At 59.1% G+C, this 23035-nt stretch carries 24 protein-coding genes; 9 read left to right on the top strand and 15 right to left on the bottom strand.

The window, feature by feature from the left end; translation table 11 throughout:
* Positions 1–3: 3 nt before the first annotated feature.
* Positions 4–879, top strand: coding sequence for a DMT family transporter (locus ACM6G4_RS18095; protein WP_056725378.1), 876 nt, complete (start codon positions 4–6; stop codon positions 877–879).
* Positions 880–1023: 144 nt separating this feature from the next.
* Here ACM6G4_RS18095 and ACM6G4_RS18090 read toward each other — a convergent pair whose 3' ends face one another.
* The 3 genes from ACM6G4_RS18090 to ACM6G4_RS18080 form a co-directional block, all read right to left on the bottom strand.
* Positions 1024–1914, bottom strand: a complete 891-nt coding sequence (locus ACM6G4_RS18090) for an esterase/lipase family protein (protein ID WP_414914245.1) — start codon at positions 1912–1914, stop codon at positions 1024–1026.
* Positions 1915–2021: 107 nt separating this feature from the next.
* The gene (locus ACM6G4_RS18085; RefSeq protein WP_414914244.1) at positions 2022–2327 is read right to left on the bottom strand and encodes a DMT family transporter; all 306 of its coding nucleotides are present in this window, start codon (positions 2325–2327) and stop codon (positions 2022–2024) included.
* Positions 2328–2966: an FMN-dependent NADH-azoreductase gene (locus ACM6G4_RS18080; protein ID WP_414914243.1), complete on the bottom strand. Its 639-nt coding sequence runs from the start codon at positions 2964–2966 to the stop codon at positions 2328–2330.
* A 121-nt stretch (positions 2967–3087) separates the two neighbouring features.
* Between ACM6G4_RS18080 and ACM6G4_RS18075 the strand changes: the two genes are divergently transcribed.
* Positions 3088–3990: a LysR substrate-binding domain-containing protein gene (locus ACM6G4_RS18075; protein ID WP_414914242.1), complete on the top strand. Its 903-nt coding sequence runs from the start codon at positions 3088–3090 to the stop codon at positions 3988–3990.
* Positions 3991–4089: 99 nt separating this feature from the next.
* Here ACM6G4_RS18075 and ACM6G4_RS18070 read toward each other — a convergent pair whose 3' ends face one another.
* The 3 genes from ACM6G4_RS18070 to ACM6G4_RS18060 form a co-directional block, all read right to left on the bottom strand.
* Positions 4090–4785, bottom strand: coding sequence for a hypothetical protein (locus ACM6G4_RS18070; RefSeq protein WP_414914241.1), 696 nt, complete (start codon positions 4783–4785; stop codon positions 4090–4092).
* A 68-nt stretch (positions 4786–4853) separates the two neighbouring features.
* The gene (locus tag ACM6G4_RS18065) at positions 4854–5636 is read right to left on the bottom strand and encodes a hypothetical protein (protein ID WP_414914240.1); all 783 of its coding nucleotides are present in this window, start codon (positions 5634–5636) and stop codon (positions 4854–4856) included.
* 225 nt (positions 5637–5861) lie between these two features.
* On the bottom strand, positions 5862–7931 hold the full coding sequence (locus ACM6G4_RS18060; protein WP_414914239.1) for an AsmA family protein: 2070 nt from the start codon (positions 7929–7931) through the stop codon (positions 5862–5864).
* A gap of 387 nt (positions 7932–8318) precedes the next feature.
* Here ACM6G4_RS18060 and ACM6G4_RS18055 point away from each other — a divergent pair, with 387 nt between their 5' ends.
* The 7 genes from ACM6G4_RS18055 (at position 8319) to ACM6G4_RS18025 (ending at position 13472) form a co-directional block, all read left to right on the top strand.
* Positions 8319–8747 (top strand): hypothetical protein, encoded by a 429-nt coding sequence (locus ACM6G4_RS18055; RefSeq protein ID WP_223541720.1) that lies wholly within the window; start codon positions 8319–8321, stop codon positions 8745–8747.
* Positions 8748–8919: 172 nt separating this feature from the next.
* Positions 8920–9552, top strand: coding sequence for a TetR family transcriptional regulator (locus ACM6G4_RS18050; RefSeq protein WP_056725389.1), 633 nt, complete (start codon positions 8920–8922; stop codon positions 9550–9552).
* A 209-nt stretch (positions 9553–9761) separates the two neighbouring features.
* Complete coding sequence (gene ureE, locus ACM6G4_RS18045; RefSeq protein WP_223541721.1) at positions 9762–10262, top strand: urease accessory protein UreE; 501 nt, start codon at positions 9762–9764, stop codon at positions 10260–10262.
* Positions 10259–10933, top strand: a complete 675-nt coding sequence (locus ACM6G4_RS18040; protein WP_414914238.1) for an urease accessory protein UreF — start codon at positions 10259–10261, stop codon at positions 10931–10933. Before ureE ends, ACM6G4_RS18040 begins: the two co-directional genes overlap by 4 nt.
* A 22-nt stretch (positions 10934–10955) precedes the next feature.
* Positions 10956–11570, top strand: a complete 615-nt coding sequence (gene ureG / locus ACM6G4_RS18035) for an urease accessory protein UreG (RefSeq protein WP_046039876.1) — start codon at positions 10956–10958, stop codon at positions 11568–11570.
* 29 nt (positions 11571–11599) lie between these two features.
* A complete protein-coding gene (locus tag ACM6G4_RS18030) occupies positions 11600–12172 on the top strand; it encodes a HupE/UreJ family protein (protein WP_414914237.1) in 573 nt (190 codons plus the stop codon).
* Positions 12173–12338: 166 nt separating this feature from the next.
* On the top strand, positions 12339–13472 hold the full coding sequence (locus ACM6G4_RS18025; RefSeq protein ID WP_414914236.1) for an AGE family epimerase/isomerase: 1134 nt from the start codon (positions 12339–12341) through the stop codon (positions 13470–13472).
* A 23-nt stretch (positions 13473–13495) separates the two neighbouring features.
* Here ACM6G4_RS18025 and ACM6G4_RS18020 read toward each other — a convergent pair whose 3' ends face one another.
* The 9 genes from ACM6G4_RS18020 to ACM6G4_RS17980 form a co-directional block, all read right to left on the bottom strand.
* Positions 13496–14401 carry a cation diffusion facilitator family transporter gene (locus tag ACM6G4_RS18020; RefSeq protein WP_056725411.1) on the bottom strand — a complete coding sequence of 302 codons (906 nt, stop codon included), beginning with the start codon at positions 14399–14401 and terminating at the stop codon, positions 13496–13498.
* A gap of 142 nt (positions 14402–14543) precedes the next feature.
* Positions 14544–15305, bottom strand: a complete 762-nt coding sequence (locus tag ACM6G4_RS18015; RefSeq protein ID WP_056725413.1) for an SDR family oxidoreductase — start codon at positions 15303–15305, stop codon at positions 14544–14546.
* Positions 15306–15602: 297 nt separating this feature from the next.
* A complete protein-coding gene (locus ACM6G4_RS18010) occupies positions 15603–15851 on the bottom strand; it encodes a hypothetical protein (RefSeq protein ID WP_056725415.1) in 249 nt (82 codons plus the stop codon).
* A 297-nt stretch (positions 15852–16148) separates the two neighbouring features.
* A complete protein-coding gene (locus ACM6G4_RS18005; RefSeq protein WP_056725416.1) occupies positions 16149–16865 on the bottom strand; it encodes an ABC transporter ATP-binding protein in 717 nt (238 codons plus the stop codon).
* Positions 16862–17737, bottom strand: a complete 876-nt coding sequence (locus ACM6G4_RS18000; RefSeq protein ID WP_056725418.1) for an ATP-binding cassette domain-containing protein — start codon at positions 17735–17737, stop codon at positions 16862–16864. Before ACM6G4_RS18000 ends, ACM6G4_RS18005 begins: the two co-directional genes overlap by 4 nt.
* A complete protein-coding gene (gene livM, locus ACM6G4_RS17995; protein WP_056725420.1) occupies positions 17734–19017 on the bottom strand; it encodes a high-affinity branched-chain amino acid ABC transporter permease LivM in 1284 nt (427 codons plus the stop codon). The genes ACM6G4_RS18000 and livM overlap by 4 nt, the downstream gene beginning before the upstream one ends.
* A gap of 3 nt (positions 19018–19020) precedes the next feature.
* A complete protein-coding gene (locus tag ACM6G4_RS17990) occupies positions 19021–19935 on the bottom strand; it encodes an ABC transporter permease subunit (RefSeq protein ID WP_008048116.1) in 915 nt (304 codons plus the stop codon).
* A gap of 249 nt (positions 19936–20184) precedes the next feature.
* A complete protein-coding gene (locus tag ACM6G4_RS17985) occupies positions 20185–21318 on the bottom strand; it encodes an ABC transporter substrate-binding protein (protein WP_056725421.1) in 1134 nt (377 codons plus the stop codon).
* Between the two features lie 362 nt (positions 21319–21680).
* Positions 21681–22964 (bottom strand): NAD(P)/FAD-dependent oxidoreductase, encoded by a 1284-nt coding sequence (locus ACM6G4_RS17980; protein WP_414914235.1) that lies wholly within the window; start codon positions 22962–22964, stop codon positions 21681–21683.
* Positions 22965–23035 lie beyond the last annotated feature (71 nt).

Below are 23035 nucleotides of genomic sequence, written 5' to 3'. Positions count from 1 at the left end.
CCGATGCAATACGCTTATCCCCTGCTGGCCATTTTTATCTGGGCCGGCAACACCGTGATCACCAAAATGTCGGCCGGGGCGATCTTCCCCGCCGAGATCGGTTTCTACCGCTGGCTGCTGGCCGGGTTGCTGTTCACGCCCTTCATGCTCAAACCGGTGCTCGCCCATTGGCCACTGATCCGCCCGAAGCTGGGCAAGATCTTTGTCCTCGGTGTTCTCGGCATGGCGGTCTATCAAAGCCTGGCGTACTTCGCCGCGAGCCTGACCTCGGCCACCAACATGGGCATCATCCTGTCGCTGATGCCGCTGATGTCGCTCGCCATGGCGATCATCAGTCTCGGCCAGCGCCTGACCATGGGCGCCCTGGCCGGTGCGGTACTGTCGTTTGCCGGTGTCCTGGTGGTGGTGTCGTCCGGAAGCCTTGGCACATTGCTGGAACACGGGGTCAACCTGGGCGACGCGATGATGCTGATCGCCACCCTGGCCTATGCGGTCTACAGCACCCTGTTGAAAAAATGGCAACTGAAACTACCGCCGCTGGTGCTCTTGTATCTGCAGGTGCTGGTGGCCGTGGTGGTGCTGTTTCCATTGTTCATCGCCTCACCGAAAGTTGGCCCGACCCTGCAGAACATTCCGCTGGTGCTGTACGCCTGCCTGCTGGCATCGATGGTCGCGCCGCTGGCGTGGATGCAGGCCGTGGTGCGTTTGGGACCGAGCCGGACCACGCAGTTTTTCAATTTGCTGCCGCTGATTACCGCCCTGATTGCGGCGGTGGTGCTGCATGAACAACTGGCGCTGTATCACCTGGTGGGCGGGGTATTGACCTTGGGTGGAGTGATTGTTTCCGAGCGATGGACAACGGTGTTGGGTCGCGCCTAGCTTTTTGTGGCGAGGGAGCTTGTCGGATCGCCGCACCGTCCCGTTGGGCTGCGCAGCAGCCCCTATTCATTCACCCAAGACTCAATGATCGATTTGCGACCGCTGCGCCGTCGAACGGGAGCAAGCTCCCTCGCCACAGGCGGTCTAGACGCCTGCCGCCGCCAGCCGCGCCGCATGCTCGACAAACAGCCGGATCGGTTCGGCCCCCTTGCCCACCAGCCCCAGCGACTGGTTGACGATATCGAAGTGATCCAGCGGATACTCATCGCCAATCACCATGCCCAGGTGCGAGCTGTAGCGCCCGACCATGCCGTCGCAATGCCCGGCTTCGCGGACGAAGGTTTTAGCGAATAGCCGGCAAGTGCGGTTGGTGCCGTCCAACAGATTGCGCCCGCGATCGGTAATGCCCGGTTGCAAGGTGCCGGACCAGGAGTAATAACGCACACCGTTGACCTGCTCCGGCCCCTGACCACCCCAGGTGTCAGGCAAGCCCTGTGGATAACGCTGGTTGAACAGCGCCACGCCAGCACTGGTGAGGGAGTGATGAGACGCATGGATATCCACCGGCAGCTTCGGCCCGCGGTAACCGGTATCCAGCCAGCCCATCAGCACCCCGATCATCCGTAGCAAAACGCTCAGCAGACGACCACGGACGCTGTCATGGGGATAATGCTCGTGCAGGTAATCGGCGAGCTCCGAACCGTGGTTCGGCCCCGCCACCGAGGTCACCGAAGCGATCAGGTCCGGGCGTTTGGCCGCTGCATAACGGGCGGTCAGCGAGCCCTGGCTATGGCCGATCAGGTTAACCTTGGCGGCTCCGGTTTCCCGCAGGATTTCGTCGATACGCACCAGCAATTGCTCGCCGCGCACTTCGTTCGAATTGAGCGGCGAGACCTGCACCGCGAACACCACCGCACCACCACGGCGCAACGCCTCGACGATCCCGTACCAGTACGGATAAAGCACCAACCGTATGAACCCGAGCATTCCCGGGACCAACACCAGCGGGTAGCGCGGGGCAGAACCTTGCGACATGGGTGGACATCCTTGTGGTCGGGTGTTGATGCAAGGCGGGATGCAAGACATCCGCCAAGCTAAGCCTGCGAAGATGACAACTCGACGACAAGTCTATGTCATCGGCCCTACTTCAACCCCACCACGCCCGCCACGATCAGCCCGACCGAGACCAGCTTGATCACGCTCAGGCTTTCACCCAGCAGCGCGAAACCGAGAAACACCGTGCCCAGCGAACCGATGGCGGTCCAGATCGGGTACGCGATGCTCACCGGCAACTCGCGCATGGCCAGGGTCAGGAAGTAGATTCCGCCCACAGCGGCCACCACGGTGACCAGTGAAGGCCAGAGCCGGGTGAAGCCCTCGGCGTACTTCATGCCCATGGCGAAGGTGACTTCGAACCCGGCGGCGACCAGCAGAAACAGCCAGGCCATCTAGAACTCCCCGGCCAGCGCCAACAAGCGCTGCTCAGCCTCGGCGGCAGAGATTTCAAAGCTGCGCTCGGCGGACTCTTCGCCCTCGGCAGCCACCACGGTGACGTCGGTGATGCCGATGAATCCGAGCACCGTGCGCAGTAGCGGGTCGGCATGGTTCATGGCTTCCAGTTCGCCGCCCGGGCCAAAACCGAAGCCGCCACGGCTGGTGATGATCAGGGCCTTTTTACCCTGTACCAACGGCTCGTACTGGGCCACGCCATTGTCCAGGCTGTGATCGAAGGTCACCCCGACGCGCACGATCTGATCGATCCAGGCCTTGAGGCCGCTGGGTACGCTGAAGTTGTGCATCGGCGTGGAAATCAGCAACACATCGTGGCCAAGCAGTTCGCCAACCAGTTCGTCACTGAGTGCCAGGTCGGCCTGCATCGACAGCGGCCGAGCGGCAGGCTCGGGGTAAAACGCGGCGGCCACGAATGCTTCGTTGACCGGCGGTATCAGCGCTCGCCCGACTTCGCGTCGGGTCAACTGCGAGTGTGGATGGCGGGCCTGCCAGGCCGACAGAAACACTTCGGCCAAACGCCGGGAGTGCGAACGGTCACCACGTGGGCTGGCGTGAACAGCAAGAATTCTACTCATCTGTCTCTCCTCAGGGCTAAACTCAAACGGCTTTTGGCTTGCAGCTTGAAGCTCACCACCGTCCTCGTTCAAATGAGCAGAAATCAGTCTGGATGAATCCATTTCATCCATGGAGTGTTGAATGTTTGCCTCGTTGCCGTTGACCGCCCTGCGGGCCTTCGAATCCGCCTCACGCCTGTTGAGCTTCAAGGCTGCCGCCGAAGAACTGTCCGTCACCCCGACGGCGGTGTCACACCAGATCCGCTCCCTGGAAAGCTGGCTCGGTGTGCCGTTGTTCGAGCGCCTGCCACGCCAGGTACGCCTGACCGAATGCGGCGAACGGCTGTTCCAGAGCCTGCACGGGGCTTTTCTGGAAGTGGCGCAAAGTGTCGATACCCTGCGCCCACAACGCAGCGGCGCCAACCTGACAGTTTCCACCACCGCCGCCTTCGCCGCCCTGTGGCTGGTGCCACGGCTTGGACGCTTCTACGCCCGTCACCCGAACATCAACGTGCGCCTCGATACCCACTGCGAGGTCATCGATCTGCATCAGGACGCCAGTGTCGATCTGGTGCTGCGCTACAGCCTCGATGATTACCCCAACCTGTACGGCCAGTGCCTGTTCGATGAGTCCTTCGGTGTCTACGGCTCGCCAGAACAGGTGGCCCTGGCGTCGAGTCGCCCCCCCACGCTGATCAGCGTGCGCTGGCACAACTCCAAGCTCTATGCCCACGGCTGGGAGGCCTGGTGTGCGCGATCCGGTGAAACATGGTTGAACGGCCAGCCCGCCGTGCGTGAATACGACGAAGAACACTACGCCCTGCAAGCGGCGATTGCCGGGCAAGGTCTGGTGCTGGCGAGCAATATTCTGGTGTCGGAAAGCGTGGCCAGTGGGTTGTTGGTCGCTTATCGAGGCGAAATTCAGGTCGACGGTGCCGGCTACAGCGCGTTGTGCGTGCCGGGGCGTGAGCGACACCCGCCGGTTCGGGCGTTTTTTCAATGGCTCGCAGAAGAGGCGCGTTTGTCAGGGCATCCCTTGCAATGAGTGCTGCCCCGCAGGGACCACTGCCAAACGTGGGCAACACTTGCAAACAGGCCGCACGCAGCAGACCCTGCCGGATTTTCCAGTGACTGGCTATCGGCATCAAATACGTTGTGAAGTAATGTCAAAAACATACTTGTCCGTTGAATCAGGGAGTTTACTCAGTATCTGGTCCAGCATCCGGTCTTTTTCATATCCCGCCTTGTTCAGCAGTTGCTTCGAGACGTCAATACTGACCTTACCGACAATATGCTCGCCCACAAATCGCTGATTGATAAAATCAACCTCAACGTCTTCAATCGTTCCAAAATGAACAAACGCCGAATAAACAGCCGGCCCCGCCCCTACAAAACTCAACTGCAACGCAATAGTTGAAATAACTGAATCTTTCTCTCCCGGCGCACTCACCACCGCACGCTGCCTAAGTTTCGCACCCACCACTTCCGTATTGAGCGAATCTTCAACAGAAGCCATCAAGCGCTCAAACTGCGGAGCTTGACTCAAGCCAAAGAGACTGCCAAGTCTTGCACCAACCAAATCTTGCAGCACAACAACCGCGCCAACCTCCGGCTCAAAGCTATAACTCTTATATGCTTCACGCCCCCACTTAACTTTCTCCATTGCATTTGAAAAATCTTTATACCACTGATCAGGAGCAACAAACCTGTCAACCTTCGAATTCGCATACAGGCGAGACCAAAGCAACGAATTCAGAGCCTCCTTCCTCCAAAAAGCTGGAATATCGGTTGAAATAGACAACGGATCCCCCGCGACCAAAAAAACAATATCCTTATTCATTAACAACCTCCGTAGAGCAGTAAGCCGACGCGGGTTGCCTTTTCAGTAACCCGCGTGCAGCCTTTCACTTATCCAAGCTTGGCGCCCGCAAAGAAATCTTCCGAGCTCTTATCAAGCCCCGCATATATGAGATCTCTATTGCGCTCATGCACCCGCATATTGAGTTCAACCATGGTAGCTACTTTCTTCATTTTTAATTCCGAAAGCTTCCACTTCCAAAACCAGGCGCCGCCCTGCTGCGTCTTGAGCTCACAATCGACAGCTAGGTAAGCGGTGATAGCGGTACCGCCCTCGGATTGCAAGCAGGGTACAATTCTGAACTCCGCGTTTTTTCCGCTCTTGCTATTATTATCAAACAAAGTGATCAGTTGCTCTTCATCTTTCACCTTGCCCAGGACTCCATCCAGCAATTTCAGCATCGCTGGTGCATTCCTTCCGGCAACAGTTTTTATAATGTCCATGACAATAACGTCCATCGTAACATTAACCTGCTTACTGACATGATCTTCATACTTATTATTGATCAATGTCCAACCACAATGCTTCATGGCCTCACGATATTTCTCATGCCAGTCAATTGGCGTCAACTTAATATCTGAATTGCCGTCAGCATAGCGCTCCGCATAATGAATACTGTCTGCCGCTGCTTGTTTTTTATCTTCATCGAGATTATCTGTAAATCCGATAATCGTAGGGCTTTCTTTGCCGACCAGTACATCTTGCTCTTTTACGCCCACTTCCTCCGACTGAGTAATGACCTGAGCACGAGCAAATCTAACACTTTGTGTTGCAAGCTTTGCCCCTTCAAAAAACGCCTGACTCTCTTCAAAGCTCGGCAATATAATACTCATATAAATCTCCATATTTAAAAATAAATATCACTTGCAAGACCAGCCTTGTGACTGGCGATCAAAACTTAATAAAATTGAGGAATAATAGCCACCAAACAAACATAACACTTCATTACCCACCCCAAGATAAAAATATGAAAATCAAACGCACCAGAAAAAACACAGCTGATCATCCGAGACTAATTCAAATAGTCCGCAACCAAGTTTCCAGCATTTACCGCCAGATCATCTCTCTACACTCTTCGGCGCCTTGCCCGCCTTCATCTGCTCCAGCAATGGCGCGCATTGATTCGCCTCCCCCCCACTCGGCGCCACCAGCGCCAGCAACCCTGCCGCCGGTGCGGCGATCACGCCCAGCGCCACCATCCCGGCTCCGCGCAACATCAACGGCACGGCCTTGACCCCGGCATCGGGCTTGATGAACTTGCCGCGCACGTACAGCGGCGAGCGCAATGAAATCAGGCGCCAGCCCTTGGATTCCGGGGTGATGGTCAGGTCCAGTTGTTCGGTCGCCATGTTCGCCGTGCCATCGATGTAAACAATGGCGTTCTCGGTGTCGAACACAAACAGGCGGGTACTCGCCAGGCCGGACTGGATGCCAAAGTCGGCGGCGGCGCAGTTGATCTTCACTTCCTTGTCGCCAAAGATTTTGCCGACCACGTAGTTGCCGACGTTCAGGCCCGCCAGCTCCATCAACTCGCGACTGATGGCGCCATCGTTGATCAGCATTTTCAGATTACCATTGGCGCTGCCCAGCAGTTTGGCCACCGAATTGCCGTGCCCGCTGATATCAGCATCGCCGTTGAGTTCGCCGAAACTGGTTTTCATCGGTTCAAAGCCGGGGAACAACTGCTTGAGCTTGAAGCCTCGGGCCGTGAGTTGGGCATGACCCTCCAGTGGATCGGCGTGGCCGTTCAGGCGAATCTGCGCATCCAGCTTGCCGCCGGCCACGCCGAAACGCAGCGGTTCGAGGCTGAGTACGCCATCGGTGAGTACCAGGTGGGTATAGAGGTCGTTGAACGGCAGCTTTTCGCTGTGCACGATGCGCTTGCCGGTGAACTCGACATCAGCATCCATATCGCGCCAACGATCGGTCTTGAACTCTTCGACCGGCAGCACTTTGTCCGCCGGCTGTTTGCTGTCACCGCCCCGGGCCTTCTGTTCGGCGTTGGAGTCGGCACCAATCAGCGGCGCCAGGTCAGCGAATAGCAATTGATTGGACAGCAGCGAGCCGCTGAGTTTTGGCCGTGGCTGGCTGGCCACATAGGTCAGATTGCCGTGGATGTCGCTTTCACCGATCTTGCCGTTGAATTGTTCATAGCGGAACACCGCACCACCTGCCTCGTGCAACTTGGCGATCAGGTGGCCATCGGTGGCATAAGGTGGCGTGTCCGGCAGGATCACGCCGGTCAGCGGGTAGAGGTTGCCCAGGCTGGTGCCGGCCAGTTTCAGGCGCAAGTCCAGGGCACCCAGGTTCAGTGGATCGGTCAGGGTGCCGGCCAGTTCAACGCTGGAATCGGCGATCTTTACCTGTGCCTGAAGCGGAAACGGCCGTGCCGCGTCCTGCAACGCCAACAGCCCGCCAATCTTGCCCTGGCCCGCGAGTTTCTGGCCGTGGTACTGGCCGTTGACCTTGAGGGCGAACGCATAATCCTGGGGTGACGAGCCCTTTTCCTGCGCGGCTTTCGCCGCCTTGTCGCCGACGATATCGCTGAACGGGATCGGTTTGCCCAATGGATCGATCAGCACGTCGAGCTGGGTCTTCAGGTTCTGGTCATCGAGGGTGACATGGCCCTTGTCGAAGCCAATCGCACCGATATCCACCACCCAGCTCGAAGGCTCGGCGTCCGGGTCTTTCGGGTCGAATTTGAAGGTCCAATTGGCGCGCCCGTCAGCCAGGCGTTGCAGTTGGGCATTGGGTTCGGTGAGATCGATACGCGGGATCACCACCCGCTGCGCCAGCAATGCCAGGGGTGAAATACGCAGCTCCACCCGCTTGAGGGTGACCATCTGCGGTTGTTTCGACCAATCAGGATTGCCCAGGCTCAAGTCTTCGGCCACCACATGAGGCCACGGCACCCAGGCGCGCCAGCCGCTTTCATCGGGCTCGGGCTGCCAGACCACCGACAGATTGCCGTTGATGGCGAAGGCGCGGTGCAGCTCTTCGGAAACCTTGGCGTTGAGCGGCGGTTTGATCCGGTTCCAGTCAAAAAACACGATGATCAGCACCAGCACCATCAACAAGCTAAGGAAAGTGGAAAGGGTCCAGACCAACGTCTTTTGAGTGCGCGTCATTGCACAGGGCTCCTGATACGACTGAGCGCCCCGACTGCGACGCACATGTGAAACGGTGAGCCGCAAACGGCTCGCCATGAGAGTTACGACTGATAAAAACCCGGCAGGTTTAATCGAAAGACCGATTTCGCTGAATTCACCCAGTCAAAAGCTGACCAATCAGTCATTCAGCGTTACCGCCCCCGCACTACTGCCTGTCGAAGATGAGTCGAAAATACCCATTTCGGGGCAGGACAACTCGCCTGAAACGCCTGGTTTAGAGCCTTCGCAGTAAACAATCAATTCCATTGATTATTACCATTGCGTTTATGAACTTTCATATCGATTTATCGAGAGTAGCATTGCTCTCGTACCCAATTTTTCGCACCCCCGAGGAGCACAACGATCATGAAACGCCAATTACTGCTTAGCCTTACACTCTCGATGCTGGCCAGCACTGCCTTTGCCCTGCCAGCCGCTGACCAGGCCACCCCACAAGTGAAACAAGACCACTCGGCGTTCAGCCAGACCGTTGCCGCCGATGGCTCCGACCGTACTCCACAAGGCCAGACCCTTGCCGAAGGCGGCAATGATCGCCTGAAAGAAAAAGGCCTGATCACTCAGGATGGCTCGGACCGTACTCCTCAGGGCCAAACCCTGGCAGCCGATGGTACCGATCGTACCCCACAAGGCCAGACCCTTGCCGCTGATGGTTCGGATCGCACTCCACAAGGTCAGACTCTCGCTGCTGATGGCTCCGACCGTACTCCACAAGGTCAAACCCTCGCTGAAGGTGGTGGTGACCGTGTGATCGAACGCAACAGCGCCGTGAGCTAAGCCCCATGGCCGCCCTGAAAAAAAGCCCAATCCCCGGATTGGGCTTTTGCCTTTTCAGCGGTCCGCTTGATAGATGCGGCACTTCTCCCGCTTGATCCTCCACAGTCGTTCGACGCCGGCAAAGCCGATTTGCTAGAGTGCGCCGCGTCCCTGTCCAGAAAACGCCCTTGCGATGCTGCCCCGCGCCGAACAGAAACAACAAACCCGTAATGCCCTGATGGACGCTGCCAGGCGCCTGATGGATGGCGGCCGAGGATTCGGCAGCCTGAGCCTGCGCGAAGTCGCGAAAACCGCCGGGATCGTACCGACCGGTTTCTATCGGCATTTTGCCGATATGGATGAATTGGGCCTGGTGCTGGTCAGCGAAGTCGGCCAGACATTCCGCGAAACCATTCGCCTGGTACGACACAACGAATTCGTGATGGGCGGCATCATCGATGCCTCGGTGCGGATCTTTCTCGACGTAGTCAGCGCCAACCGATCGCAGTTCCTGTTTCTCGCACGCGAGCAATACGGCGGTTCGCTACCGGTGCGCCAGGCCATCGGCCGTTTGCGTGAAAACATCAGCTCGGACCTGGCGGCGGATTTGTCACTGATGCCGAAACTGCAGCATCTGGGCATCGCCGACCTCAGCGTCATGGCGGACCTGATCGTCAAGAGCGTGTTCGCTACTCTGCCAGACATCATCGACCCGCCAACCGAGGCCTTGCCCGAGCACCTGACGCCCCAGGCAAAAATCACCCAGCAGTTGCGATTCATCTTTATCGGCCTCAAGCATTGGCAAGGGCTTGGAAGTACTGAGTAACGCCCCTCGTTTCAGAATGCTCCAAAACCCACATTGAGCTTGATCGCTTCAACCTGGTGCAAAAATCAAAAACAACGCACCAACTTCAACCAAAAAACTCACCCCATCGTCGCGCATCCCACATCTCCGTCAGTCATTTCCTACGCATCATGTCGATTGGCAAGCCCCTTGCTCTAGCCTGAGCATTGTCCATTGCTGGAAGCCTTCCGATGCTGGTGATTCATCGCAGAATAGACCCTCAACCCGCCTGGGCTGCCGAACTGCACCTGACGTTCGAAGCCCGCAGCAAAAGCCGTTTGCGCTGTTTCAGTGCCGAAGGCGAAGACGTCGGGTTGTTTTTGGAGCGCGGCCAGCCGCCATTGCATGATGGCGAATGCCTGCAAGCCGAAGACGGGCGAATCGTGCGCGTTTGCGCCCGCCCCGAACAACTGCTGCACGTCACCTGCGCCAATGCCTTCGAATTGACCCGGGCGGCCTATCACCTGGGCAATCGCCATGTCGCCCTGCAGGTCGGCGACGGCTGGTTGCGCCTGCTCGACGATTACGTGCTCAAGGCCATGCTCGAACAACTCGGTGCCGTTGCCGTGAACATCGAGGCGCCGTTCCAGCCGGAACATGGCGCCTACGGCGGTGGTCATCATCATTCTCGCCACGGCGATGAAGACTTCAACTACGCGCCGAAACTGCACCAGTTCGGCGTACGCACATGAACCCGGCCTGGGCGCTGCTGCGCCTGGCCAGTCCACAACTGCCGATTGGCGGCTACAGCTACTCCCAAGGGCTGGAAATGGCTGTGGATAACGGCCGTGTTCACGACGCCGACAGTGCGCGACGCTGGATCAGCGATCAGTTGCTGCTGAATCTGGCGCGCTTCGAAGCGCCGCTGTTGCTCGCCCATTGCGTGGCCGCCAGCGAGGAAAACTGGGACGAGTTGCTGCAGAACTGTGAAGCGCATCGCGCCAGTCGCGAAACTCGCGAGCTGCATCAGGAGAGTCGGCAGATGGGCTACTCGTTGCAGCAATTGCTCAATGGCTTGCCGGAACTCGACGCGCCGGCCCGTGCCTTCCTCGATCAACGCAGCGAGCCGCATCTGGCCCTGGGTTGGGCCTTGGCCGCACGCGCCTGGCGGATCAGCCCGCAGGACGCCCTGGCCGCATGGCTCTGGAGCTGGCTGGAAAATCAGTTGGCCGTGCTGATGAAGACCCTGCCCCTGGGTCAGCAGGCCGCCCAACGCCTGACCAGCGAACTGTTGCCACTGCTTCAACAAGCGCAACAGAACGCCACCCGAATCGATCCCGATCACTACGGCAGCGCCGCTTTCGGCCTGTCCCTGGCGTGTATGGCACACGAGCGCCAGTACAGCCGTCTGTTCCGTTCCTAGGGCCCCTATTTTGGAGAATCACATGAACACACAACCCCTGCGCGTCGGCATCGGCGGTCCGGTCGGCTCCGGCAAAACCGCCCTGACCCTGGCCCTGTGCCTGGCCCTGCGCGAGCGTTACAACCTGGCCGTCGTGACCAACGACATCTACACCCGCGAAGACGCCGACTTTCTGGTGCGCAACGAAGCCCTGGCGCCGGAACGCATCATTGGCGTGGAAACCGGCGGCTGCCCGCACACGGCCATCCGCGAAGACGCCTCAATCAACCTCGAAGCCGTGGATCAGCTCAACCGACGTTTTCCGGGGCTGGACCTGATTCTCGTGGAGTCTGGGGGCGACAACCTCTCCGCGACCTTTAGCCCGGAACTGTCGGACCTGACCATCTACGTGATCGACGTCTCGGCCGGCGACAAGCTGCCGCGCAAGGGCGGGCCGGGAATCTGCAAATCCGACCTGCTGGTGATCAACAAGATCGACCTGGCGCCGCTGGTCGGTGCTTCGCTGGAGATGATGAACAGCGACACCCAGCGCATGCGCAACGGCAAGCCGTTCGTGTTCAGCAATCAGAAAACCGGTTTGGGCCTGGAAGAAATCATCGCCTTCATCGAACGCCAGGGTTTGCTGACCGCGGCCTGAGCAAGACTTATCAACAAGGAAGCTTATCCATGACACTCAAACGCATTCTCGGCGCCCTGGCCCTGCTGCTGGCCCCGACCCTCGCCTTCGCCCATCCGGGGCATGGCGACAACGGCTTGATCGCCGGCATCAGCCATCCGCTTGGCGGCCTCGATCACTTGCTGGCGATGCTCGCCGTCGGCCTGTGGGCGGCACAGCAGCAAGGTGCTGCGCGTTGGGCGCTGCCGTGCGCCTTTGTTGGCACTATGTTGATTGGCGGGCTGTTGGGTTTTGAAGGATTGAACCTGCCGGGACTGGAAGGCGCGATTGCCGCTTCCGTGTTGGCTTTGGGGTTGGCGGTTGCCTTGGCGGTGCGTCCACCGTTGGTGATGGCGGTGGGTGCGACTGCGTTGTTTGCGCTGTTCCATGGCGTGGCCCATGGTCTTGAGCTACCGGACATGTCGAGTCCCTGGACCTACGCCGCAGGTTTTGTCGCAGCGACGGCGGTGTTGCATGCGGCGGGTTATGCAGTCGTGCGGGTGTTGCCACAAGCAGCTGCGCCACTGGTTCGACTGGCAGGCGCGGCTTCGGCGGCGACCGGGGTGTGGTTGCTGGCGGGCTAACCCCCTCCCTGTAGGAGCTGCCGCAGGCTGCGATCTTTTGATCTTGCATTCAAAATCCACATCAAAAGATCGCAGCCTGCGGCAGCTCCTACGAGGATCGCATCCGTCGAGTCAGCCTCTCTGCTAACATGTCGCGCAATCGCCCCTGCCGTGACGACGCCAGCCAATGCCGCCTGTTTCCCGCTCCGCCTCTCAGCCCGAATTGACCGCCCTGTTCGCCTCGGTGCAACAGCACTTCCTGAACGTCATCGTGCCGCTCTGGCAAGGTCCGGGCTGGAACGCCGACATGGCGTTGCCCTACGAGGCGCTGGATGCCGAACACCAACCGCTGCCAGCGCAACGCTACCGAGCCATGGCCTGTGCGCGGCAGTTGTATCTGTTTGCCGGCCTGATCGGTCAGGTGCCGGGTGCCGAAGAGCGTGCCGCCGCGTTGTTCCGCTCGATGCAGCGGCACTTTCACGATGCCGAGCACGGAGGTTGGTTCTATAGCGTCGATGCACAAGGTGCGCCGCTGGATCAGCGCAAGGACCTCTACACCCACGCCTTCATCCTGTTCGCTTGCGCCCATTATTGGGACAAGGTCCGCGAGCCGCTGGTGGAGTCGGTGCTCAACGCCTCGCTGGAAGTGGTCGCGCAGCGCTTCGCCACGGACGACGGCCTGTACGAAGCCACGCTCGAGCGCGACTGGTCGTCGCTGGACAGCGGCCCATTGCAAAACCCGCTGATGCACCTGGCCGAAGCTTTCCTCGCCACCCTGTCGGTGCGCGAAGACCCCGACGTGCAACAGGCGCTCGTCGAGTTATGCACAGCCATGCACGCGCGCTTCATCGATCCGCAGCACGGCGTGTTGATGGAGAAGCCGCTGGGGACTGTGGATAACTGGTTTGAACCGGGGCATCAGTTCGAGTGGTATTTCCTGCTGGAATCCTCGGCGCTGTTGCGCAGTTCGACGCTGCATGCCGATCTGGAGCGGGCTTTTGCCTTTACCGAGCAAGCGGGCGTCGATCAGCAGACGGGTGCCGTGCGGGCGATGCTCGACTTCGCAGCGCAGGGCGGCGTGCGGGATGCCACGCAGCGTATCTGGGCCCAGGCCGAGTACTTGCGCGCATTGACGCTGCGTCCGGACAGCGAAGTGGCTGTACTGCGTCAATTGCAAGCCTTGCAGCAGCGCTCGCTGCATGCCGGCGGCTGGTACGAATGCCGTGACGAGCACGGTGAAGTCAGCCGCCGCGACATGCCTTCTACCACGCCCTATCACCTGGCGACCTGTTATCGCGGGCTGGCGCAATATCTCGGCTGACTTTGTGACGAGGGGGCGTCCAATCACTCAATCCACTTGCGATCGCCGGTAAAGCTGATGGTCAGCCATCGCGCGGCATCCGGCTCGCCAAGCTTCGCGGAAATTTCCTCGCGCAAACTGTCCAGTTGCCCCACACCGTCGAGCCAGTAATCCTTCGGCAATACGATGTGAATCTCGATAAAACAGGCCCTGCCGTGTTTCTGCACGTAGGAAATGTAATCGTCGAAACCATGCTCGACCTTCGCCACCTCCATCACCTGACGCACCTTGTCGTCCAGTTGATCCGGGACGATCCCCAGCACATCGCGCAAGGCCGGTCCGAGGATTTTGAACGCCGGGGGGAGCATGCCCAGGGCCAGCAGGATCAGGATCATCGGGTCGACATACACCGCCCACTTGTCATAACCCTGAGTCTTGAGCAGCAGCGCGATGAGAAAACTCACCAGCAGGCCCGCCGACAGCATCGCGTCCACCAGCCAACTGATGTTGTCGAACTGGATCAGCGATGAGTTGAGTGTGCGATTGCGTTGGCGGACGTAGAAAAAATAAATGAGCTCAACGACAGTGAAGAACGCCGCGTAGAAAATCACCAGCCCCAGTTCGACCTCGCGGCCACCACTGATGATGCCGAACACACCGTTGAGAAAGGCATAAACGGCGACCAGGAAAATGAAGCTGCCCTCGATCACCAGCACCATGGGCTCCAGGTGCCAGGATCCGAACTGGAAGCGCTGGTTGCTTTCCTTGGCGATCAGCCGGGCGGTAATCAGCATCAGGACCTTGATGAAGGCCGCGATCAACGAAAAGAAGCCATCGAACAGGATGGATTGGGCGCCCGAAACAAACCCGGTGATGATCCCGGCGAATGTCACGGCAAGCATCAGGAAGGTCGATTGTTTGAGCAGCGACTGCTCGCCTCGATTACTCACTTGATCTCCTCTAATACCTCTAGACCGCCGGGTGTGGCGGAGTTGTTGGGTGAGGAGTCTAGCTGATGTCTTGCACTGCCAGTTCCGCCCCCTTCGTCGGAGCGCCGCCCGGAGCAAGCCCGCGAAGGGCCGTTACGCGGTCTTAAGACTTACGCTCGATTGCAAACCCGGCCCAGGTCTGGCTGACCGGCATCAGTTCCAGGCTGTTGATGTTGATGTGCGCCGGGGCATTGAGCACCCAGAAGATGGTCTCGGCGATGTCCTGCGGCTGAATCGGCTCGGCACCGGCGTAAGTGGCGTTATAGCGCTCCTGGTCACCGGCAAAACGCACCAGCGAGAACTCGCTCTCGCACAGGCCTGGTTCGATGTTGCTGACCCGTACGCCCGTGCCTTGCAGGTCGCAGCGCAAGTTCACGGAGAACTGCTTGACGAAAGCCTTGGTCGCGCCATAAACGTGGCTGCCCGGGTACGGGTAGTTGCCGGCAATGGACCCCAGGTTGACGATACCGGCACCACGACCATGGGCAATCAGGCGCGGCAACAGCAGACGGGTGCTGTACATCAGGCCTTTGACGTTGGTATCGACCATGGTGTCCCAGTCGTCCAGGTCGCACTTGGGCGCCGGATCAACCCCCAGGGCCAGCCCGGCATTGTTGATCAACCCGCGCAGTTTGGCAAAGGATGGCGGCAGATTGGCAATCGCCTCCTCCATGGCCTTGCGATCGCGCACATCAAGCACCAGGCCATGGACTTCGGTCTGCTTCGACAGCTCGGCGCACAGTGCATTGAGGCGCTCTTCACGACGGCCAGTCAGCACCAGTTTCCAGCCGGCCTCGGCAAAACGACGGGCACAGGCTTCACCAAAACCGGAGGTCGCGCCGGTAATAAACAGGGTGTTGGACATCGTGTTCTCCTTGCTTCGGCTGATCGCCAGCCATTGGAATAGAAAATCAGCAGGCAGCATGCCCGACCTTGTTCACAGCGGCAACCACCGTTCAATCTGTTCAAAAAACGCTCAATCCCGGCAAGCCCTTGACCAGCGCGGCCTACAGCCATGTGCGCGCACGTTATCCACAGGCCGGTCCACAGTCTTTGGGGGCAAGTGGAAAAGCTGCAAGCCGCTATCCACAAGGCTTTGCGCGGCGTTTTGAAACTTTTTCGCTTGACCCTCGACCGCCTGCTGTGTAGCCCTTGGCCATTTTCATGACTGATGGGTCAAACCGACGATGGCGCCAAGCCAGTAACCACGGCCTTCAGCCGAGTCTTTCCAGAGTTTAGTCACAGACTTATCCACAGGCTTGTCCACCCCGATTTCACGCTCTTGCGCCCTGAACAAAAAGGTTGACAAAGCGGCCTTCAAGCTGCGCAAAAACACTTGATCAAAAAACAACCACCCCTCTGCAAGCCACGGTTTAAAAGGCCTCCAGCCAGCTACTCCCACGTTATTCACAGCCGGTTCCACAGTAAACGGGGACAAGTCAAAACTGTGACAAAACAACTATTTGCAGCGGCTTTATGTCGCGGTTTCGGAGCTTGGGAATATTGTTTTCCACAATTTTACTTTACGTCACATCGCCGCTCTTGTGGGAGCTGCCGAAGGCTGCGATCTTTTGATCTTGACCTTTCAAAACAAGATCAAAAGATCGCAGCCTCGTTTCACTCGACAGCTCCTACCACGGCCTTTACAGAGCGGGCATAAAAAACGCCCTGACACTGAGAGCGGCAGGGCGTTTTTTAACGCTGAGGATCAATGCCCGCCGAGATAGGCGTTACGCACATCCTCGTTGACCAACAACTCCTTGCCGGTGCCGGTCATGCGGATTTCGCCGTTGACCATCACATACGCCCGGTCCGACAACCGCAGGGCGTGGTTGGCGTTCTGCTCCACCAGGAAGATGGTCATACCGGTCTTGGCCAGTTCCCGTAGCGTTGCAAAGATCTGCTTCACCACGATCGGCGCCAGGCCCAGGCTCGGCTCATCGAGCAGCAACAACTTGGGCCGGCTCATCAGGGCCCGGGCGATGGCGAGCATTTGCTGCTCGCCGCCGGACATGGTCATCGCCCGCTGGGTACGCCGCTCTTCGAGCCTGGGGAACAGCTCGAACATGCGCTGCATGTCCTCCTTGGCATACTTGTCACCGATAGGGATGGTGCCCATCAGCAGGTTTTCCTCGACGGTCATGTCGGGGAACACCCGCCGCCCTTCCGGCGACTGCGCGATGCCGTTGGAGGCGATGTAGTGGGACGACTTGTGGGTAATGTCCACGCCCTGATAGAGGATCTGCCCGTCGGCTGCCCGTGGCTGGCCGAAGATCGACATCAGCAGAGTCGACTTGCCGGCGCCGTTGGAGCCGATCAGGCTGACGGTTTCCCCTTCGTTGATGTGCAGCGAGACGCCTTTAAGGGCCTGGATCGGCCCGTAGAACACGTCCAGTTCCTTGAGTTCGAGGATGGGTTGGCTCATAGCACCACTTCCTCTTCATCGGCGCCCAGGTAGGCCGCAATCACTTTCGGATCGTTACGAATCGCATCGGGTCCGCCCTCGGCGATGACGATGCCGTGGTCCAGCACCACGATATGATCGGAGATACTCATTACCATGCCCATGTCGTGTTCGATCAGCACCACCGTCAGATCATGCTCGTCGCGCAGCAGCCGGATCATCGCGCTCAGCGCTTCGGTTTCCTGAGGGTTGAGGCCGGCGGCCGGTTCGTCGAGGCAGATGATCTGCGGTCGGGTGCACATGGCACGGGCGATTTCCAGGCGGCGCTGCTGGCCGTAGGACAGTTCACCGGCCAGGCGGTTGGCACAGTCCACCAGGTCCACCACTTCCAGCCAGTAGAACGCGTGGTCCAGTGCATCGCTTTCGGCCTTGCGATAGCCCTTGGTGTTGAGGATGCCGGCCAGCATGTTGCGGTTGACCCACATGTGCTGGGCCACCAGCAGGTTTTCCAGAACGGACATTTCCTTGAACAGGCGAATGTTCTGGAAGGTCCGCGCCAGGCCAGCACGGTTCACCAGGTGGGTGCCGCCGAATGCCTTGTAGAACAGCCGACTGGCGAAGGATTTCGGCGAAACGAAATCCGTTGGTTTGAACGGCTCGCCCAGCAACTTGATGACGTTGGTCTGTTGCCCACGAATGTTGAGTTCGATCTTGCCGCCGGAAGCTTTGTAGAAACCGGTCAGGCAGTTGAACACCGTGGTCTTGCCGGCGCCGTTTGGGCCGATCAGGGCGAAGATCGAGTTGCGGTGCACTTTCAGGCTGACATCGCTCAACGCCTTGATGCCGCCGAAGTGCATCATCAGCTTTTCTACACTGAGTACGACTTCGCTCATGGCGCTACTCCTTTACGCGGGGTCACACCGGTACGGCTGATCCGAATCAGGCCGCGCGGTCGCCAGATCATCATCAACACCATCAGGATGCCGAACAGCAGCACTCGGTACTCGGCAAAGCCACGCAGCAGCTCAGGGGCGACGGTCAGCACGAAGGCGGCAATCACCACGCCTATGGTCGACCCCATGCCACCCAGTACCACGATGGCGAGGATCAGGGCCGATTCGAAGAAGGTGAACGAGGTCGGGTTGACGAAGCCCTGGTAGGTGGCGAAGAACACCCCGGCCAGACCGGCCGTCGAGGCACCAATGGTGAACGCCGAGAGCTTGACCAGCACGTGGTTCAGGCCCATGGAGCGGCAGGCGATTTCGTCTTCGCGCAGGGCTTCCCAGGCGCGGCCGACCGGCATGCGGGTCAGGCGATGCTTGATGTACAGCACGGCCAGCACCACCAGGAACAGCACCGCGTAGATGAAGTAGTACTTCACGTCCGGGTTGTAGGCGATGCCAAAGAACTCATGGAACGGCACGCCGCCATCCTTGGCCCGCTTGCCGAATTCCAGGCCGAAGAAGGTCGGCAGCGGTGCCGGCATGCCGTTCGGGCCGCCAGTCAGCGACAACCAGTTGTTGAGGATCAGGCGAATGATTTCGCCGAAGCCCAGGGTCACGATCGCCAGATAGTCACCGTGCAGGCGCAGCACCGGGAAGCCGAGAATGCAGCCTGCCAACCCCGCGGTAATCGCCGCCAGCGGCAACACCGTCCAGAAACCCAAACCAAGGTATTGATAACCGAGCGCCAGGCCGTAGGCACCGATGGCGTAGAACGCCACATAACCGAGGTCGAGCAGGCCGGCCAGGCCGACCACGATGTTCAGCCCCAGCCCCAGCAGCACGTAGATCAGCCCGAGGATGACCACGCCCAGCAGGTAGGAGTTGGAGAAAAACGGCAGCACCACGGCGATGACGATCATCAGCGGGATGATCCAGCGCAACCGCGACTTGTAGTCCGGCGCGAGCACATGCACCCCGGAGCCTGTCGTTTCAAAGCCTTCGAGGATTTTCAGGCCCTTGGATGTCTGCAGGAACATGCTCAGGGCAAAGCGGCCGGCCATGACGATCGCCACGATCCACGCCACCCGGGTGGTTTCCAGGTTGAAGCCATAGCCATCGAGAACGACGCCGACAATCGGCCCGAACACAATCAGGGCAATGAGGCCGGCAAGAATCGCGTCAACCAGACTTTTTTTGATATCAATGGTTTTTTTAGTGGTTGAAGACATCGCTTACACCTTCGACACAAGAGGACGGCCGAGCAGGCCTTGAGGCCGAAAGACCAGAACGAGGACCAGCAGCGAGAAGCTGAAAACGTCTTTGTAGTCCGAGTTCACCAGACCGGAAAACAGCGACTCGGAAATCCCGAGAATGATCCCCCCGAGCATCGCGCCGGGCAGTGAGCCAATCCCGCCGAGCACCGCGGCGGTGAACGCCTTGATCCCGATGATGAAGCCGGCATAGAAGTCGAATGTGCCGTAGTTCATGGTGATCAGCACACCGGCCAGGGCCGCCATCGCTGCACCAATGATGAACACGTAGGAAATCACCCGATCGGTGTTGATCCCCAGGATCGAAGCCATCTTGCGGTCTTGCTGGGTTGCACGGCACATGCGGCCGAGCTTGGTGTACTTGATGATGTAGGTCAGCGCGGCCATCCCGACGAACGCTGCGACCAGAATGAAGACCTTGGTGTAGGTCAACTGAACGAAACCGGTACCGATATCAACGCGCCAGGCACCCGAGAGCAGAGTCGGAACGCCTTGTTGCTTCGCGCCCTGGGAGATCTGTGCGTAGTTTTGCAGGATCAGGGAGATACCGATCGCACTGATCAGCGGTGCGAGTCGGGTAGAGTTACGCAGGGGTTTATAGGCGACGCGCTCGATGACCCAGCCATACACCGCCGTGACGACGATGGTGAAGATCAGTGTGCCAAGCATCAGCAGCGGGAAAGATTCGATACCGAAGTAAGCCAGCAGAGCCAGACTGATTGCCGCGAGGTAAGCGGAAATCATGTAAACCTCGCCGTGGGCGAAGTTGATCATGCCGATGATGCCATAGACCATTGTGTAGCCGATGGCGATCAGGCCATAGACCGACCCGAGGGTCAGGCCGTTGACCAGTTGCTGCAGGAAAATACCATCCATAACGCAATCTCACGCAATGAGAACCTGCACATGTGGCTGTGCGGTTCTTCTAAGGAAAATACAGATTTACGTCGGAGCAATGTCAGCCACGATCAGTCGACACACACCCCCCTGTAGGAGTGAGCCTGTTCGCGATTGCGGTTTAACATTCAACGAATGTGTTGCCTGTCAGTCCGTCATCGTCGGAACGCCGCCCGGAGCAAGCTCGCTCCCACAGGAGAACTGTGGGTCAGTTGATCGAGTCAGCCCTTACTTCTGTTTTTCCAGCTGGTGGTATTTGCCATCCTTGTCCCACTGGTAAACCACGTAGTCGGAGATTTTCAGGTCGCCCTTGCTGTCCCAGGTCTTCTCGCCCATGACGGTCTTGACCGGGTTCTTCTTCAGCCATGCAGCCGCTTCTTCGCCCTTGTTGGACTTGGCGCCGTTGAAGGCTGCTGCCAGGGCCTGGACCGAAGCGTAGGCGTACAGGGTGTAGCCTTCAGGCTCGGTACCGGCCTTGCGGAAGGCGTCTACCACGGTCTTGCTGTCTGGCAGCAGGCGTGGGTCGGCGCCAAAGGTCATCAGCACCCCGTCAACGAATTGCGGACCGCCAGCGGTGGTCACCAGTTCGTCGGTCACGATGCCGTCGTCGGACATGAACTTGACGTCTTTCAGACCCTGCTCACGCAGTTGACGCACCAGAGGACCGGCTTCCGGGTGCAGGCCACCGAAGTAGACGACGTCAGCGCCGGCGCCGCGAATCTTGGTCACGATGGTGCTGAAATCTTTCTCGCCACGGGTCAGGCCTTCATACAGCACAGGCGTTACGCCGCGCTTGACCAACTGAGCCTTGGTGGCATCCGCCAGGCCCTGGCCGTAGGTGTCCTTGTCGTGCAGCACGACCACTTTCTTGCCCTTGAGCACGTCGACGATGTAGTCGCCGGCCACGATGCCTTGCTGGTCGTCACGCCCGCACATACGGAACATGGCGCTCAGGCCGCGTTCGGTAACGGCGGGGTTGGTGGAGCCTGGAGTGATTGCGATGATGCCCGCTTCGTCGTAGATCTCGGAGGCCGGGATGGTCGACGAGGAGCAGAAGTGACCGACCACGCCGGCGACTTTCTGGTTGGTCAGGTCTTTGGCGACCGTCACAGCCTGTTTCGGTTCGCAGGCGTCATCGCCCTTGACCAGTACGATTTTTTCCCCGTTGACCCCGCCCGCCGCGTTGACCGCATCGGCCGCGGCCTGTGCACCCTTCATGTACTGTTCGCCAAATGCCGCGTTGGCGCCAGTCATGGGTCCCGCTACGCCGATCTTGATGTCAGCCTGAGCAAACGCAGAAACACCCAGCGCAGTTGCCACTGCGAGGGCCAGAAAACCTTTCTTGTAAAACGTCTGGGACATGAGGTGGTGCTCCATGGTTTTTTTAATTGGCACTGCGACTTCACTGAATGCTCAGAGCAAGGGCCGTGCCATCGGTTTTTTATTCTGAAAAAAGTCGCTGCTTTCTTGTTATTTCGACTGTTTCGATCCCATTTTCATTGGGCGTGCAACCGTCTAAACCGCTGAAGGTAGTACCATTATTTTTTTGAGGCGCAACCCGACTGCGCCATCATTGCAACCGCGGCTTTAAACGACGTGCAACCAGCCTGTAACAACGTGCGTCACCGAAGTGCACACTGCTGGTGCGAGACTGCTACAACCCGCACCACTACAGGCTAGCCGCAGATCGAAAAAGCGCCGCTCCCCACTGCAAAAAACAACCTTCAGATCACGATCCGCAGGCACTGGCCTGCGTGATACAGCGAGAATCCCGCCTCATACAGACAGCTGCGCAACCCTACCCCGGCCAATGGCTGCATGGGCGCGAAAGGAATCGGAAGCGCTTGAGGATTTCCGTTACACAGGTAATCGGCAAAGGCCTTGCCGACCACTGTTCCCGTGGTCACGCCCCGGCCGTTGTAACCGGTGACTGCCACTAAACCGGGCGCCGGTTCGAACAGGCGCATCAAATGATCGGGGGTAAAAGCGATGCAACCGGTCCAGGTGCACTCCCATTCCACCGGTTTCAGGTAAGGGAAGTAATGTTGCTGCACCCGGTCGGCCCAGGCCTTGAGGAACCAGGCCGGTTTCTGATTGCCATTACCCAGGCTGCCAAGCAGCAGGCGACCGTCCTTGTCTCGACGGATACTGCTGAGCACCTGTCGGGTGTCCCAGGAACCCTGTCCTCCGGGCAGAATTTGCCGGGCGGCCTCTTCGGTCAGCGGGGCCGAGGCCACCTGATAGTAATAACCGGGGAAGAAATTGCGCCGCAGTTCCGTCCAGTCGCCCTCGGTGTAGGCATTGGAGGCAATCACCACTTTCTCGGCCATGACCGAGCCTTGGGCGGTTTGCACAGACCAGCGTTGGCCCTGACGCTCGAGTCGGGTGACCGGGGAATGATCGAATAATTGACCGCCCAGGCCGATGGCCGCCTTGGCCAGCCCCGTGGTGTAGGCCATCGGGTTGAGCGTGCCGGCGCGGCGATCGAGCAGCGCGGCGGCGATCTTTTTCGTGCCGGTGGCTTGTTCGCAGGCCTGGCCGGTGAGCAATTCCACCGGCGCACCGCGTCGTTTCCATTGTTCTTCACGACTGCGCAAGTCGGCTTCGCCACGGGCGTTGTGCGCCATGTGCAGCGTGCCTTCGCGGCGCAACTGGCAATCGATGTTGTACTTGTCCACAAGGCTGAACACCAGGGAAGGCGCCGCCCCCAGCATGCGGTTGAGCTGGCTGCCGACCGCCTCGCCAAACCCGGCTTCGATCTCGTCCGGGGGAATCCACATCCCGGCATTGACCAGCCCGACGTTGCGCCCCGAACCACCATGGCCGGCACGATGGGCCTCCAGCACACAAACGGACTTGCCCTGCTCCAGCAGATGCACCGCCGCCGACAAACCGGTAAATCCGGCGCCGATGACGCAGACATCTACCGAAACCTCACCCTTGAGGGGCGAATTGTCCGGCCTTTGCGGCGTCAGTTTTTCCCACAGACACTCTTCGCGTAACGGCATTGCCAGACTCCAACAGAAACCTAACCCACCTCGTTGTCGCCGCCAAAAGATCGCAGCCTGCGGCAGCTCCT

It is taken from the genome of Pseudomonas sp. IT-P258 (assembly GCF_949767825.1).
In the GTDB taxonomy this organism is placed as follows: Bacteria; Pseudomonadota; Gammaproteobacteria; order Pseudomonadales; family Pseudomonadaceae; genus Aquipseudomonas; species Aquipseudomonas monachiensis.
This window is presented reverse-complemented; position numbering and strand designations above follow the sequence as displayed.

Coding starts and splice junctions, on each gene's coding strand:
- ACM6G4_RS18095 (WP_056725378.1), top strand. CDS start 4: ATGCAATACGCTTATCCCCTGCTGGCCATTTTTATCTGGGCCGGCAAC.
- ACM6G4_RS18090 (WP_414914245.1), bottom strand. CDS start 1,914: ATGTCGCAAGGTTCTGCCCCGCGCTACCCGCTGGTGTTGGTCCCGGGA.
- ACM6G4_RS18085 (WP_414914244.1), bottom strand. CDS start 2,327: ATGGCCTGGCTGTTTCTGCTGGTCGCCGCCGGGTTCGAAGTCACCTTC.
- ACM6G4_RS18080 (WP_414914243.1), bottom strand. CDS start 2,966: ATGAGTAGAATTCTTGCTGTTCACGCCAGCCCACGTGGTGACCGTTCG.
- ACM6G4_RS18075 (WP_414914242.1), top strand. CDS start 3,088: ATGTTTGCCTCGTTGCCGTTGACCGCCCTGCGGGCCTTCGAATCCGCC.
- ACM6G4_RS18070 (WP_414914241.1), bottom strand. CDS start 4,785: ATGAATAAGGATATTGTTTTTTTGGTCGCGGGGGATCCGTTGTCTATT.
- ACM6G4_RS18065 (WP_414914240.1), bottom strand. CDS start 5,636: ATGAGTATTATATTGCCGAGCTTTGAAGAGAGTCAGGCGTTTTTTGAA.
- ACM6G4_RS18060 (WP_414914239.1), bottom strand. CDS start 7,931: ATGACGCGCACTCAAAAGACGTTGGTCTGGACCCTTTCCACTTTCCTT.
- ACM6G4_RS18055 (WP_223541720.1), top strand. CDS start 8,319: ATGAAACGCCAATTACTGCTTAGCCTTACACTCTCGATGCTGGCCAGC.
- ACM6G4_RS18050 (WP_056725389.1), top strand. CDS start 8,920: ATGCTGCCCCGCGCCGAACAGAAACAACAAACCCGTAATGCCCTGATG.
- ureE (WP_223541721.1), top strand. CDS start 9,762: ATGCTGGTGATTCATCGCAGAATAGACCCTCAACCCGCCTGGGCTGCC.
- ACM6G4_RS18040 (WP_414914238.1), top strand. CDS start 10,259: ATGAACCCGGCCTGGGCGCTGCTGCGCCTGGCCAGTCCACAACTGCCG.
- ureG (WP_046039876.1), top strand. CDS start 10,956: ATGAACACACAACCCCTGCGCGTCGGCATCGGCGGTCCGGTCGGCTCC.
- ACM6G4_RS18030 (WP_414914237.1), top strand. CDS start 11,600: ATGACACTCAAACGCATTCTCGGCGCCCTGGCCCTGCTGCTGGCCCCG.
- ACM6G4_RS18025 (WP_414914236.1), top strand. CDS start 12,339: ATGCCGCCTGTTTCCCGCTCCGCCTCTCAGCCCGAATTGACCGCCCTG.
- ACM6G4_RS18015 (WP_056725413.1), bottom strand. CDS start 15,305: ATGTCCAACACCCTGTTTATTACCGGCGCGACCTCCGGTTTTGGTGAA.
- ACM6G4_RS18005 (WP_056725416.1), bottom strand. CDS start 16,865: ATGAGCCAACCCATCCTCGAACTCAAGGAACTGGACGTGTTCTACGGG.
- ACM6G4_RS18000 (WP_056725418.1), bottom strand. CDS start 17,737: ATGAGCGAAGTCGTACTCAGTGTAGAAAAGCTGATGATGCACTTCGGC.
- livM (WP_056725420.1), bottom strand. CDS start 19,017: ATGTCTTCAACCACTAAAAAAACCATTGATATCAAAAAAAGTCTGGTT.
- ACM6G4_RS17990 (WP_008048116.1), bottom strand. CDS start 19,935: ATGGATGGTATTTTCCTGCAGCAACTGGTCAACGGCCTGACCCTCGGG.
- ACM6G4_RS17985 (WP_056725421.1), bottom strand. CDS start 21,318: ATGTCCCAGACGTTTTACAAGAAAGGTTTTCTGGCCCTCGCAGTGGCA.
- ACM6G4_RS17980 (WP_414914235.1), bottom strand. CDS start 22,964: ATGCCGTTACGCGAAGAGTGTCTGTGGGAAAAACTGACGCCGCAAAGG.